Genomic DNA, 13801 nt, shown 5'->3' with positions numbered 1-13801 from the left:
CACGATGAGACGCGCATCGCAGCACTGTGCGTTCCCCACCGCCGTCACCGATCGTTCCTCGGCCACCTGGATAATCGTCCCGATGAACGATCTTGCCTCCGCCGGCGTTCCCGGCCGGCCGTTGTGCGACGCGCCCGCCGTACGGGCCGCGTTGCGCGCGGCCGCGCCCGCGCTGGCGGCCTTCGCGGCGATCCGGCTGCTGGGGCTCGTCGTCCTCGCGGTCTGGTCCACGGTCAACGGCAAGGACTGGCACACGCTGCTGACCGCCCGCTGGGATGCGGTCTGGTACACCCGGGTCGCCGAGCAGGGCTACGGCTACACCGTCCAGCTGCCCAACGGCGATGTGCACTCCAACCTGGCCTTCTTCCCGCTGCTGCCGTGGCTGGAGCGGGCACTGTCGGCCCTTTCGCCGCTGTCGCCGGCCGACGCGGGGATGGTGGTGGCCTGGCTGACGTCGCTGGCCGCGGCCTGGGCGCTGTACGCGACCGGTGAGCGGCTGCACGGGCCGCGGGCCGGAATCGCCCTGGCCGCGCTGTGGGCCGCGCTGCCGGTCGGGATCGTGCAGTCGATGGCGTACTCGGAGTCGCTGTTCACCGCGCTCGCGGCCTGGGGTGTGTACGCCGTGCTGACCGGGCGGTGGATGTGGGCGGGGGTGCTGGCCTCGCTGGCCGGGCTGACCCGGCCGGTGGGTGCCGCGGTGGTCGCGGCCGTCTGGCTGACCGCGGCCGCGGCGCTGTGGCGGCAGCGGGCCGACGGCGTACGGCTGCGCGCGGCGCTGCGGGCCCAACCGGGCATGCTGCCCGGCGTGCTGCTGGCACCGCTCGGCTGGTGCGGCTTCTTCCTGTGGGTGGGGGCGCGGCAGGGCTCGTTCACCGGCTATCTCGACGTCCAGGGGGGCTGGGGCAACGGCTTCGACGGGGGCATCGCCTTCGCTGCCTTCATCTGGCACCAGCTCTCGGGGCCCACGTTCGCGGCCGGACTCGGGCTGCTCGTCGGCGTCGCGCTGGTGATCTGGCTGTACCTGCACGGCGTACGGCAGGGCCAGCCGCTGCCGCTGGCGGTCTACGGCGGGACGGTGCTGCTGCTCGCACTGACCGCCAAGGGCTACTTCGGGTCCAAGCCGCGGCTGATGCTGCCGGCCTACCCGCTGCTGCTGCCGCCGGCGGTCGCGCTCGCCCGAGCGCGGCCGGTACGGGCCTTGCTGGTCATCGGCCTGGTGACGGCGGGCTCCGCGGCGTACGGGGCGTTCTGGCTGAACGGGTCGGGGCCGCCGTGACCCGAAGCCCCGCGTGACCGAATGATCCCGTTCCGTCACCACCCCTCCCGGGAAACTTCGCGCCACCCCCGAGCAAAGGGCCGATAAACTCTGCCGGGGAAAAGCAGATAAGGCGCTCGGGGGCACGACACGCGGATCCCCGGGAGCTCATTGGGAATCGCCGGGAATTCGCTTCCAAATCCCCGCGCCGAAGCCTCGATTGAGACACATTCCACATCACATCGTCATTACAAAGCGCACAGTTTGACCAAGCACCTACATCACACGCGGTAACGTCGATTGAGTGCGTACCGATGACAAGCTCGACCAGATGGAGGAGCAGCGCCCGACCGATCGCGTCCGACCGCCCCGTATGACCCGGACCCGCCTGTGGCTGTTCTGGGGAACCATGGCGGTGTACCTCGCGATCGTGGCCGGGGTGCTGGCCACTTCATGGCTGGTCACGTTCGACTGGCAAGTCATGTTCTTCAGGCCCTACAAGCAATGGCCTGAGATCCATGCCTTCCTCGACTACTTCGTTGTACTGGGGCAGCGCGGACCGACCGCGGTGGCGGTGGCGGCGTGGCTGGGCTGGCGCTGCTGGCGCCAGCGCAACCTCCACCCGCTGCTGGTGCTCGGCGCCTCGCTGCTGCTGCTGAACATCACCGTGGGCGCCGCCAAGCTCGGCATGGGCCGGCTCGGCCCGCACTACGCGACCGTGGTCGGCGCCAACGAGATGGGACTCGGCGGCGACATATTCCCCTCGGGTCACACCGCGAACGCCGTGGTGACCTGGGGTGTGCTGGCCTACCTGGCGACCACCTCGCTGCGCCGCCGCTCGCTGTCGGTGATCGCCGCGCTGGGCGCGCTGGGCGTCGGCATGACCACCGTCTACCTCGGCACCCACTGGGTCAGCGATGTGCTGCTCGGCTGGGCCGCGGGGCTGCTGGTGCTGCTGGCGATGCCGTGGCTGGAGCCCGGGATCACCTGGTTCGAGGACCGCCTCATGGGCGTGCTGCTGCGTCTGTGGCTGCGACTGCGCCCCGATTCGCTGCGCGGCCCGCTGCCGGTCGGCTCGCTGGCCCCGGGGGTGTCCCGGCAGCGCATCGCCTCCGACGGCGAGGTGCTCGTCCGCGAGACGATCTCCGCCGGCACGGGCGGCCGGTCCGCCCACACCCCGGACGGCTGGCCGCACCACGCGCCACGCCCGTACACCATCCGCTCGGAGCGCGCTCCGGTCACCCCGGCGGGCAGCCGGCGACCGCCGCACGCGGACCGCGTCCCGCGCACCACGCCGCTGAGCCCGACTACCGGGCGCGGCCGCAACGGGAGCGGCTGACCGCCCCACGAGCCGCGGGGCCGGTACGCACACCCCCACCCCGCAGCGACGGCCCTGGCCGCTCCCCACGGAGCGGCCAGGGCCTTCGTCGTATGTGCGGCGCCAGGGCGTGTCTTTCGGATCGCGAGCCCGGCCTGATCCAAACGACAGGCCCTAGCCCTGCCAGGTGCGGTGCACCGTGCCGTCCTTGACCTCGAAGTTGAGCCGGCCGGCCAGGAACTCCATGGTGATGATCGCGCCCGGGGGCAGCGAGCGGACGGTGGTCCAGCCACGTGCCCTGGCCTGCTCTTCGGCGTCCTGCCGAGCGAGGCCGACATACGCCTCCATGTCGTCCTGAGGGTTATCGGGAAGGTTCGGTACGTCAGCCATGACAGCCACCGTAGGCGCCCGCGACGGCCCATGGAAGGCCGGGCCGTCGCACGCCTCGGTGACTTTCCGGTCCGACATTGGTCACACTTGTGTCACAGCACACGTTCGTACGTTTGCCGGAACTTCCGTCACCCTTACGCGCCGTGTGATGGCGCAACCGGGTGGAAAATTAAACAGCCGAAATTCCACCTTGCTCGAATGTGAAACGGGCGCGGTCACTCGGCACAGCGCAGCACGACGTCCGAAAACAATCCCCCGGCGGCGTCGGATTCCCTTTACCCGACGCCCTTTATCGGCCGTCCCGAAATTGCCCGACGACACACACTCCGCACACATTTCCCGCACATCGCCCCGCTTGCCGGTCCCGTACCCTCCCGGCCCATCCGTACGCCCGCCCAACGGCCCACCCGATCCCACCGGAACGGACCGGAGCGCCCACTCGCTCTGCGCTCCCGGCGCGAGCATCATGTTCCGGGCCCAGTACACCTTCGACGAACGAGGTGCAGCGGATGGTTACGGACACCGACCGGGCGCGTGTCCGGCCTCCCGGGGCGCGGCGCCGCGGGTCGGTGCTGGTCGACTGGCTGACGACCACCGACCACAAGAAGATCGGGCATCTCTACCTGATCACGGCGTTCGGATTCTTCCTGGTGGGCGGCCTGCTGGCGCTGGTGATGCGCGCCGAACTGGCCCGCCCCGGGCTCCAGATCATCGACGCGGAGCAGTTCAACCAGGCGCTGACCATGCATGGCACGATCATGCTGCTGCTCTTCGCCACCCCCGCCTTCGCCGGCTTCGCGAACGAGATCATGCCGCTTCAGATCGGCTCGCCCGATGTGGCCTTCCCGCGGCTGAACATGTTCTCGTACTGGCTCTTCCTCTTCGGCGGTCTGATCGTGCTGGGCAGCTTCCTCACACCGTTCGGCGGCCCGGCCTTCGGGTGGACGGCGTACGCCCCGCTCAACTCGATGGTCCGCTCCCCCGGCATCGGCGCCGACATGTGGATCATGGGGCTGGCGCTGGCCGGCTTCGGCACCATCCTCGGCGCCGTCAACTTCATCACCACGATCATCACGCTCCGGGCGCCCGGCATGACGATGTTCCGGATGCCGGTGTTCACCTGGAACATCCTCTTCACCTCGATCCTGGTGCTGATGGCGTTCCCCGTGCTGGCGGCGGCGCTGCTGGTGCTGGAGTCGGACCGGCAGTTCGGATCGGTGGTGTTCGAGGCGCAGTGGGGCGGTGCGCTGCTGTGGCAGCACATGTTCTGGTTCTTCGGCCATCCCGAGGTCTACATCATCGCGCTGCCGTTCTTCGGCATCATCACGGAGATCATCCCGGTCTTCTCCCGGAAGCCGATCTTCGGCTACGTCATGCTGATCGGCGCGACGATGGCCATCACGGCCCTGTCGGTGATGGTCTGGGCGCACCACATGTTCGTGACCGGGGCGGTGCTGCTGCCGTTCTTCTCGATCATGTCGTTCCTGATCGCGGCGCCGACCGGGGTGAAGTTCTTCAACTGGATCGGCACCATGTGGCACGGCTCGGTGTCCTTCGAGACGCCGATGCTGTGGTCGATCGGGTTCCTGGTGAGCTTTCTGTTCGGCGGGCTGACCGGCGTCATCCTCGCCTCACCGCCGATGGACTTCCACGTCACCGACTCGTACTTCGTCGTCGGCCACTTCCACTACGTCGTCTTCGGGACGGTCGTCTTCGCCACGTACGCGGGCTTCTACTTCTGGTGGCCGAAATTCACCGGCAAGATGCTCGACGAACGCCTGGGAAAGATCCACTTCTGGACACTGTTCATCGGCTTCCACACCACTTTCCTCGTCCAGCACTGGCTGGGCGTGGAAGGAATGCCGCGGCGCTATGCCGACTATCTGGCCGCCGACGGCTTCACCGCCCTGAACACCCTCTCCACCGTCGGCTCCTTCCTGCTCGGCCTGTCCACACTGCCCTTCCTCTACAACGTCTGGACGACCACCCGCCACGGCGCACGGATCACCATGGACGACCCCTGGGGCTTCGGCCGCTCCCTGGAGTGGGCGACCTCCTCGCCGCCGCCCCGGCACAACTTCACGACTCTCCCGAAGATCCGTTCCGAGTCCCCCGCGTTCGATCTGCACCATCCCGAGGTGAGGAAGCAGCCGACGGCGATGCCGCCAGTGCCCGGGACAGCCGGTCCCTGATCGCCTGTATGTGACCGATCAGCTCCGGTGGTTCACGGACCTCGAAGTCAAAACCCGTCATCACGATGTGGAACACCATCACCTCCAGGCTGTGCGCACCGGTCCGCAGCAGACAGCGCCGCTCGTCGACCGCTTCGAGCGTCCCGGCGGCGGGACCGATGCGCTCCGCGGCCTGCTCCAGCGAGGCGTGCAGCAGCACGGTGGCCTGCCGGGCGTAGGCGCGGGTGGAGATGCCCCGGGAGACATACGCGGCGAGATCCTCGGCCGGCGGCGGGCGGGGGGTGAAGCGCGGGCCGTGCGGCGGGGTGGGGGTGAGGCGGTCGGCCCGGTAGGTGCGCCAGTCGGCGCGGCCCGCGTCCCAGGCGACGAGGTACCAGCGGCGCCGGGCGAAGACCAGGCGGTGCGGTTCCACGGTGCGCCGGGAGACCGTGCCGTCGTGGGCGGTGTAGTCGAAATGGAGCCGGCGGCAGTCCCGGCAGGCGTGCGCGAGCTCGGTGAGGAGGTTCGGGTCCACCCGGGGGCCGCCGCTGCCGAGCAGCGGGACGGTGAAGGCGTTCAGCGCACCGACCTGGCGCTGCAACCGGTGCGGCAGCACCTGCTCCAGCTTCGCCAGCGCCCGTACGGAGGCCTCCTCGATGCCCTCGACGCCGCCTGCCGCGGCGGTGCGCAGCCCGACCGCGACCGCCACCGCCTCCTCGTCCTCCAGCAGCAGCGGCGGGAGTTCGGCGCCCGCGCCGAGCCGGTAGCCGCCGGCCGTCCCGGGCGCGGAGTGGACGGGGTAGCCCAGCTCGCGCAGCCGGTCGATGTCCCGGCGCACCGTGCGCGGGGTGACATCGAGCCGGTCGGCGAGCTCCGCGCCGGACCACTCCCGGTGGGCCTGGAGCAGCGAGAGCAGGCGGAGCAGACGTGCCGAGGTCTCCAACATGGCCCGAGTCTCGCAGCCGTTGCGGACAGCTGCGGTCCTCGGTGCGCCACCGGGACCGCAGCCGGCGTTCCGTCAGCTCTCGGCCGGTCCGGCGACCCGTACGGCCAGGTCGTTGTCGAGCGTGTAATACGGGCCGACCTTGAGCTCTCCCGCGTCCGTCCGCACCGGCAGCCCGGGGTAGCTGAAGACCTGCTTCTTGTCGGCGACATCGTCCAGGAGACGGGCGATGCGCACCGGCCGGGCCCCCTTTGCGGGGCGCAGCCACAGGTCCCAGGGCTCGTTGCCCCGCTCCCACCGGCCGGCCAGTTCCTCGTAGGGCAGCGTGAAGGTGAACTCCTGGCCCTCGACGGTCAGTGGGACGGTGACGGTGGCCGGTTCGGTGTCCGAGGAGGCCGGGGTGCGGCGGGCGCGGGCCTCGGCGCAGGCACCGGCGGCCGGGGCGGCACCGTAGAGCCGGCCGGCGACCGTCATGCCGTCGGGCGCGACAAGGATGTCACCGGCCTCGGCGTGCGGGCCGCGCAGCCAGCTGCGCAGCGCGAGATTGCCGAACTTGGTCGCGTACGGGATGCGCACACCGAGCCGGCCGATGCCCGCCAGCGGCCTGCGGTCCACCAGCGACCGCAGGTCGTTGACGCCCGGCAGCAGGCGCCGCGGGTCCCCGCCGTCACCGAAGTCGGCGTAGGCGTTCCAGCGGCCCTCGGCGAGGGCGACGGTGCTGGGCAGCACGGCGCGCAGCCGCCCGGCGCCGTTCGGCCCGAGCGGCAGCCGTACCTCGTCGTCGGCGCCGTCGCCGCCGCGCAGCCGCAGCACCAGCGCCGCGTTCCAGGCGGTGTGAGTGTCCTGAGGGGCGTTCAGGTCGAAGGTGAGGCCGCCGGCGGAGTCCGCGATGCAGTCGGCCCTCAGCTCCCCCTCGTCGCTCCGCTCCTGGGGCCCCTCGGGGCCGTCGGTTCCCGCGCTCACCGGAACCATGGGTTCCTGGTCGATGGCAGAGGGCTCCTTCATCTCATCTCCGGTCACGGTCAGTTGGCTCGACGCCGTCATGCCGTCCGCACCCCTCTCAGCACGGCGCAGGCCGCATCCTTGGTGGCGTATGCGCCGCTGAGCAGGGCCCCACGGGCTCGATGCAGGCTGCCGCGCAGCTGGTTGCCGCGCCTGCGGGCGAGCAGCTCCCCGAAGAGCGCCTCATAGCGTCCGGCGACCTCGGCAGGATCGAAGCGGGCCGACGAGGCCAGCGCGGCCTCGCCCATCCGCTTGCGGGCGGCGTCGTCGTTGATCAGTGTGAGCAGCGAGCCGGCCATGGCCTCCGGATCGCCGACGGGCACCAGCTTGCCGTCCACCCCGTCGTCGATGATCTCGCCGGGACCGTGCGGGCAGTTCGTGGCGACGACCGGCAGACCGCAGCGCATGGCCTCGACGATCGTCATCCCGAAGGACTCCAGGCTGGAGGAGACCGCCGCGATCGAGCCCTTGGCCCACTCGGGCTCCAGAGGGTTGGCCGGCCCCATCAGGAAGACGTGGTTGTACAGGCCGAGTTCGTCTATCAGGGCGCGCAGCGCGGCCTTCTCGGCGCCGCCGCCGTAGATCCGCAGCCGCCAGTCGGGGCGCTCGGCGACGACCCGGGCGAAGGCCTGGATGAGGACGTCGTAGCGCTTGACGCGGGCGAGCCGGCCGGCCGCGACGATCCACTTGCCGCTGCCGTCGGCGGGCCGGAGGGCGGGCTCCGGCACGCTGTTGGGCACCGCCTCGACGCGCACACCGGGCAGCCGCAGCGTCCGGCGGTAGGCGCGGGCGTCGGCCTCGGTGACGGTGGTGACCGCGTCGAGGCGCGGATAGGCACCGCGCAGTGCCAGCTTGAGCGCCCGGTTGTGGGTGTCCAGGGTGAGATGCTCCTGGCCTATCCGGACCGGGCCGCGGCGCGCCTGCTTGGCGATGTGCACATTGAGTCCGGGACGGGTGCCGACCACCACGTCCGTCTCCGTCCAGCGCAGATGCTGGGCGATCCGGCGGTCGGTGAGCTCGCTGTACTGGCCGTAGCGCCCCTCGGCGGCGGGAAATACCCTGGCGGGGCGGGTGTGCTCGGGGTCCGCGCCCTCGTAGCCGGGGCTGTTCTCCCTGATGTCCACGAGATGCCGCAGCGCGACGCGCGGACCGAGGTCGAAGACCGGGTCGTCGCGGTGGCGCAGTACGGACACGATCTCGACGTCATGCCGCTCGGCGAGCGTACGTGCGAGGTTGAACGTCGTCCTGATCGTCCCCCCTATGCCGTAGGCATTGTGTATCAGGAATGAGATGTGCATCCGTCCCCGTGTCCCCTGGTCTTCGGTCGTTCCGGTCCCCGTGGGATGCGTCGCGCCCCCCTCCCGACGGCGCGACGCATCCCCTGCTGAACGGTAGGACCGCGAAAAAGGGTCCCTGGTTGGGCCTTTCGCCAAGTTGTTCCGCAAAAGTTAGGTCATCGGTAGCCGCGCAACGGAACCCCACGACCCCGAATCCCCTCCGCCGTTGCCGCGTGACCGGGTCTTCCGCCGGATCGCGCCGGGACGCCGGACACCGTCCGGGCGCCTGCGAACTTCCGCCGTCCGCCCGTCAGTCGTCGCGCGCCGACCGGGAGTTCGGCTTCGCCGCCTTCGGGAGCCGCAGCCTGGTGCCGACCGACAGCCTGCTGGGGTCCGGTCCGATGGTCGAGCGGTTGGCGCTGTACAGCGCCCGCCAGCCGCCCTTCACGCGGTACTTCTCGGCGATCTCGCCGAGCGTCTCCCCCCGCCGTACGACATGGGTCCGGGCGGGAGGGGTCAGCCCGTAGCGCCGGGCGCACTCGGGCCAGGCGCCCCATCCCTGGGCGGCCTGCACCCGCTTTGCGATCTTGATCTGATCCGCGCGGGAGGCGAGGTCGGCCCGCTCCGCGAAGTCGAGGCCGCCGAAGGCCTCCCAGGTGGGCTGCCAGAACTGGAGCCCGCCATAGAAGGTGTTGCCGGTGTTGATGTGCCAGTCCCCGCTGCTCTCACACTCGGCGAGGCAGCCCCATGGCCACTGGTCGGCGGAGCAGGCGTGCATGCTCTTGCCGCCGGTACCGCCGCCGTCCGGCCCGTCGGCGGCGACAGCAGCGCCGGGCAGGCACAGCACCAGGGCAGCGGCCGCCGCGGTGAGCAGCCCGACGGATCCCACGAGGCGCCGGGGCGCCGAAGAGTTGTCCGACATAGCCGGTGACGGTAAGCAGCCGTCCGCCGCTGACCAGGGCGCCACGCCCTCGGGCCCGCGCTCCCACCCGGTCCGGTGTACGGAACGCCGCCGACTGCACCAGGTTCTGCGCAAGAGTTGGCGTTATGTGACCGCTTCTGTGGCGGCTTTCCATGGATTTCCACTGTGCGGCGATTGGTTCGATTCCGTTCCCTTCCTCGCGTGACTCCTGCCGCAGGTCACCCGTTGTCCTTGTACGAGCCGGGAGACCACCCGGCAGACGCACAGAGATCGAGGAGCCACCCGTGCCGCGCATGCTCGACGTCAGCGACGACGTTCGCGCCGAGATCGGCGACGAAGAAGCCGACCGCCTGCTGGCCGGTGGCGACGCCCCCGGCAGCTACGACTGCACCTCCTGCCGGACCCCCGGAGACAGCGAGCAGGAGCGCACCAGCACCGTCCTGTTCGTGGGCGAGGAGACCGCGGTGCTCGCGTTCGCCCACGCCACCTGCATCCCCTCGCAGGTCGTCCCGGTGTCGGAGGAGCAGCTCCAGGGAGCCGTACGCTCCATCACCGGAGAGGACGCCGCCGCCCCCGCCCCCGGATCGCAGCCGTCCCCGGCCGCCCCGGCCCCCACCACCCCGCGCCAGGCGACCCTCGGGATCACTTGCGGTCTGGTGCTGATCGACGGCGACCTGCGCCCGGCCCTGGTGGTCGAGCCCGACGGCCCGATCGCCCGTCCCGGCTCGGTCGGCCCCGACGACGACTTCCTTCCGCTGCTCCTGGAGCAGGGGTTCCACCCCGTGACGGACATGAACCGGCTCCCGGGCCCGAACCCGGGCTGGTCCGCCCTGCTGGCCATGGGCAAGCTGCACGCCGTCCTCCAGCCGGGCAACACCGGCCAGCAGGCCGCGTGGTGGCAGGCTCATCAGCCGCTCGCCGTCTCCGACGGCTGGCGCACCGCGGCCAACAAGGCGCAGTCGGTGGTGATGTACGCGGCGCCCGCCGGCTCCATCGGCCACCAGCCCCGCGAGGACCTGATGCGGGAGGCGCTGGAGAACGCCGCGACGAGGGGCGCCCTGGTCGCCGCGGAGATGCCGCTGGCCGGCACCTGACAGCCCCTCGGCACCCGATCGCGGGGGCAGGACCGCCATTCCGGACGGTCACGCCCTCGCGATCAGCCATTTCCGCACGAAAGCCGCATCCCGCGGGCATCGGGGTCGTTGGCACATACGTGCACGCATACGACCCCTCCTCCCGCGCCCCGTACACCCACCCGATCCCCGGCATGCGCCCGTCCTACGAACCCGCGACGACGCACCTCACGGACCATGGTTCGGCCACGCCGATCTATGACGCGCTGTACGCCGAGTACCGCCGCTCCTTCCGTGCCCTGCCCGGGGACCGTACGGACGAGCCGGAGATCTCGGAGGCGCTGCACGCCAGCGGGAACTGGAGCCGTACGACGGCGTCCGCGGCGCACTGGGAGGTCGTGAGCCGGCAGCCCTACCACCCGCGGGGCCATGCCCCGGCGGCGCTGCCACCGGCGCAGCGGGACTCCCGGCCGCACGGCCGCTGAGCGGTCCGTACGGCCCGGGAGCTGCCGCTACTTCTTCTTGCTGCGCTTCTCGCGCACCCGCACGGAGATGTGGATCGGCGTCCCGTCGAACCCGAACTCCTCGCGCAGCCGCCGCTCGACGAAGCGGCGGTAGCCCGCCTCCAGGAAGCCGGAGGCGAACAGCACGAAGCGCGGCGGCTTGGTGCCCGCCTGGGTGCCGAAGAGGATGCGGGGCTGCTTGCCGCCGCGGATCGGGTGCGGGTGGGAGGCGACGATCTCACCGAGGAAGGCGTTCAGCCGCCCGGTGGGGATGCGGGTCTCCCAGCCGGCCAGTGCGGTCTCGACCGCCGGGACCAGCTTCTCCATGTGGCGGCCGGTGCGCGCGGAGACGTTCACCCGCATCGCCCACGGGATCTGCACGAGGTCCCGCTCGATCTCCCGCTCCAGGTAGAAGCGGCGCTCCTCGTCGAGGGTGTCCCACTTGTTGTAGGCGATGACCAGGGCGCGCCCGGCCTCCACGGCCATCGTGATGATGCGCTGGTCCTGGACGCTGATGGATTCGGACGCGTCGATCAGGACGACCGCGACCTCGGCCTTCTCGACGGCCGCCGCGGTGCGCAGCGAGGCGTAGTAGTCGGCGCCTTCCTGGAGGTGCACCCGGCGGCGGATACCGGCGGTGTCCACGAACTTCCAGGTCTTGCCGCCCAGTTCGATCATCTCGTCGACCGGGTCACGGGTGGTGCCGGCCACCTCGTTGACGACCACCCGCTCCTCGCCGGCGACCTTGTTCAGCAGCGACGACTTGCCGACGTTCGGGCGGCCGATCAGCGCGATCCGGCGGGGGCCGCCGAGGGCGGTGCCGAAGGTCTGCGCGGGCGCCTCGGGCAACGCGTCGAGCGCGGCGTCGAGCATGTCGCCGGTGCCGCGGCCGTGGAGTGCGGAGACCGGGTGCGGCTCGCCGAGGCCCAGCGACCACAGCATCGCGGCGTCGGCCTCGCCCGACGGGCCGTCGACCTTGTTGGCGACCAGGACCACGGGCTTGCCGGCGCGGCGCAGCAGCTTGACGACGGCTTCGTCGGTGTCGGTCGCGCCGACCTTGGCGTCGACGACGAAGACGACCGCGTCCGCGGCCTCGATGGCGAACTCGGCCTGGAGCGCCACGGAGGCGTCGATGCCGAGGACGTCCTGCTCCCAGCCGCCGGTGTCGACGACCTTGAAGCGGCGGCCGTTCCAGTCGGCCTCGTAGGTGACACGGTCGCGGGTGACGCCCGGCTTGTCCTCGACGACCGCCTCACGGCGGCCGATGATGCGGTTCACCAGCGTCGACTTGCCGACATTGGGGCGGCCGATGACGGCGAGGACGGGCAGCGGGCCGTGGCCGGCCGCGGCGATGTCGCCCCCGACCTCCTCGAGGTCGAAGCCCTCCTCCGCGGCGAGCTCCATGAACTCCGCGTACTCGGCGTCGCCAAGCGCACCGTGCTCGTCGCCGGTAGGGATCTGGTCGTTCATGAAGTCCGTTCCTCGTTCATCATCGTGATCGGTGGGCCACTCGTCCGCGGCCCACTACTCAAGTGTGGGGTCAGCGCCCGGTCAGGCGCCTGGCCTCCGCCAGGTGGGCGGTCAGCCGCTCCTGGATCCGTACGGTCGCCTCGTCGAGCGCCTTACGGGTGCGTCGCCCGCTGCTGTCGCCCGCCTCGAAGGCGTCACCGAAGACGACATCGACGCGGGACCGCAGCGGTGGCACGGCCGGTGTCAGCCGGCTGTGGCGCTCCTTGCTGCCGAGCACCGCCACCGGCACGACCGGGGCGCCGGAGCGCACCGCGAAGTACGCCAGGCCCGCCCGCAGGGAAGCGAAGTCGCCCTCGCCACGGGTGCCTTCCGGGAAGATCCCCAGCGCTCCGCCCTGCTCCAGCACCCCGAGGGCGTCGGTGATCGCCTTGCGGTCGACGGTGTGGCGGTCCACCTTCAGCTGCCCGATGCCCCGCAGGAACGGGTCCAGCGGGCCGACGAAGGCTTCCTTCTTGATCAGAAAGTGCACGGGCCGCGGCGAGGTGCCCATCAGCATCGGGCCGTCGATGCCGTGTGAGTGGTTGACGGCGAGGATCACCGGGCCCGCCGACGGCACCCGCCAGGAGCCCAGCACCCGCGGCCGCCACAGCCCGTACATCAGGCCGATGCCGATCCGCCGGCCGACCGCGGCGCCCGCCGCGCTCGGGGCCCCGCCGCTGTCGGTCACCGGGCGGCCCGCCCTGCCTTTTCGGCGCCGGCGCCCTCGATGAGGGTGACCACACACTCGATGACCTGCTCCAGCGTCAGCTCGGTGGTGTCCACCTCGACGGCGTCGTCCGCCTTGGCCAGCGGGGAGGTCTTACGGCCGGAGTCGGCGGCGTCCCGCTTGATCAGCGCCTCGCGGGTGGCGGCCAGGTCGCCGGCCTCCTTGCCCTTGAGCTCGCCGCTGCGGCGGGCCGCCCGCGCCTCGGGAGAGGCGGTGAGGAAGACCTTGAGGTCGGCGTCGGGCAGGACGGTGATGCCGATGTCCCGGCCCTCGACGACGATGCCGTTCGGCGCCTCGGCGGCGATGCTGCGCTGGAGGTCGGTGATCAGGGTCCGCACCTCGGGGACGGCGCTGACCGCGCTGACCGCGGAGGTGACCTCCTGGGTACGGATCGGGCCCGCGGCGTCCAGGCCGTCGACCGTGATGGTCGGGGCGGACGGGTCGGTGCCGGAGACGATCACGGGCTTGACCGCGGCGTCGGCCACGGCCGTCGCGTCCTTGACGTCGATGCCGTTGGTCAGCATCCACCACGTGATCGCGCGGTACTGGGCGCCGGTGTCGAGGTAGCCGAGGCCCAGCTTGGCGGCGACGGCCTTGGACGTGCTGGACTTGCCCGTGCCTGCGGGGCCGTCGATGGCGACAATCACTGCTGCCGGGGCGGTCCGAGCGGCGGTTTCCACGGTGACGAACACCTTTCTTGTACACGGGGCG

General features: G+C 71.2%; 13 protein-coding genes. 5 read left to right on the top strand and 8 right to left on the bottom strand.

Annotated elements, in window-relative coordinates; translation table 11 throughout:
* Window positions 1-82: 82 nt before the first annotated feature.
* Window positions 83-1276, top strand: a complete 1194-nt coding sequence (locus IF67_RS0127600) for a mannosyltransferase family protein (protein WP_030990142.1) — start codon at window positions 83-85, stop codon at window positions 1274-1276.
* A gap of 283 nt (window positions 1277-1559) precedes the next feature.
* On the top strand, window positions 1560-2594 hold the full coding sequence (locus tag IF67_RS0127595) for a phosphatase PAP2 family protein (protein WP_030990141.1): 1035 nt from the start codon (window positions 1560-1562) through the stop codon (window positions 2592-2594).
* A gap of 153 nt (window positions 2595-2747) precedes the next feature.
* On the opposite strand, the gene IF67_RS0127590 is transcribed toward IF67_RS0127595, so the two are convergent.
* On the bottom strand, window positions 2748-2963 hold the full coding sequence (locus IF67_RS0127590) for an I78 family peptidase inhibitor (protein ID WP_030990139.1): 216 nt from the start codon (window positions 2961-2963) through the stop codon (window positions 2748-2750).
* 509 nt (window positions 2964-3472) lie between these two features.
* On the opposite strand from IF67_RS0127590, the gene ctaD reads away from it, so the two are divergent.
* Complete coding sequence (gene ctaD / locus IF67_RS0127585) at window positions 3473-5155, top strand: cytochrome c oxidase subunit I (protein ID WP_030990138.1); 1683 nt, start codon at window positions 3473-3475, stop codon at window positions 5153-5155.
* Here the strand turns inward: ctaD and IF67_RS0127580 are convergent.
* The 4 genes from IF67_RS0127580 to IF67_RS0127565 all read right to left on the bottom strand — a co-directional run bounded on the left by IF67_RS0127580 (window position 5043) and on the right by IF67_RS0127565 (window position 9278).
* Entirely contained in the window at window positions 5043-6080 is a 1038-nt protein-coding gene (locus tag IF67_RS0127580; protein ID WP_037839938.1) for a helix-turn-helix transcriptional regulator, read from the bottom strand. The genes ctaD and IF67_RS0127580 overlap by 113 nt on opposite strands.
* A gap of 72 nt (window positions 6081-6152) precedes the next feature.
* Window positions 6153-7121 carry a hypothetical protein gene (locus IF67_RS0127575; protein WP_078889667.1) on the bottom strand — a complete coding sequence of 323 codons (969 nt, stop codon included), beginning with the start codon at window positions 7119-7121 and terminating at the stop codon, window positions 6153-6155.
* Complete coding sequence (locus IF67_RS0127570; RefSeq protein ID WP_030990132.1) at window positions 7118-8377, bottom strand: glycosyltransferase family 4 protein; 1260 nt, start codon at window positions 8375-8377, stop codon at window positions 7118-7120. Before IF67_RS0127570 ends, IF67_RS0127575 begins: the two co-directional genes overlap by 4 nt.
* A 289-nt stretch (window positions 8378-8666) precedes the next feature.
* The gene (locus IF67_RS0127565; protein WP_051818665.1) at window positions 8667-9278 is read right to left on the bottom strand and encodes a transglycosylase family protein; all 612 of its coding nucleotides are present in this window, start codon (window positions 9276-9278) and stop codon (window positions 8667-8669) included.
* A gap of 284 nt (window positions 9279-9562) precedes the next feature.
* Here IF67_RS0127565 and IF67_RS0127560 point away from each other — a divergent pair, with 284 nt between their 5' ends.
* Together IF67_RS0127560 and IF67_RS0127555 are read left to right on the top strand one after the other, a co-directional pair.
* A complete protein-coding gene (locus tag IF67_RS0127560) occupies window positions 9563-10372 on the top strand; it encodes a hypothetical protein (protein WP_030990129.1) in 810 nt (269 codons plus the stop codon).
* 119 nt (window positions 10373-10491) lie between these two features.
* Entirely contained in the window at window positions 10492-10836 is a 345-nt protein-coding gene (locus IF67_RS0127555) for a hypothetical protein (protein ID WP_030990127.1), read from the top strand.
* Between the two features lie 27 nt (window positions 10837-10863).
* Here the strand turns inward: IF67_RS0127555 and der are convergent, their stop codons facing one another.
* The 3 genes from der to cmk form a co-directional block, all read right to left on the bottom strand.
* Window positions 10864-12324, bottom strand: a complete 1461-nt coding sequence (gene der / locus IF67_RS0127550; RefSeq protein WP_030990126.1) for a ribosome biogenesis GTPase Der — start codon at window positions 12322-12324, stop codon at window positions 10864-10866.
* A gap of 70 nt (window positions 12325-12394) precedes the next feature.
* Window positions 12395-13051, bottom strand: a complete 657-nt coding sequence (locus IF67_RS0127545) for a lysophospholipid acyltransferase family protein (RefSeq protein WP_030990123.1) — start codon at window positions 13049-13051, stop codon at window positions 12395-12397.
* Entirely contained in the window at window positions 13048-13782 is a 735-nt protein-coding gene (gene cmk, locus IF67_RS0127540; RefSeq protein ID WP_030990122.1) for a (d)CMP kinase, read from the bottom strand. Before cmk ends, IF67_RS0127545 begins: the two co-directional genes overlap by 4 nt.
* Between the last annotated feature and the right edge of the window lie 19 nt (window positions 13783-13801).

This window comes from Streptomyces sp. NRRL S-1813 (assembly GCF_000719605.1).
Classification (GTDB): Bacteria; Actinomycetota; Actinomycetes; order Streptomycetales; family Streptomycetaceae; genus Streptomyces; species Streptomyces decoyicus.
The sequence above is the reverse complement of the archived record's forward strand: the minus strand, read 5'-3'. Positions and strand labels throughout refer to the sequence as shown.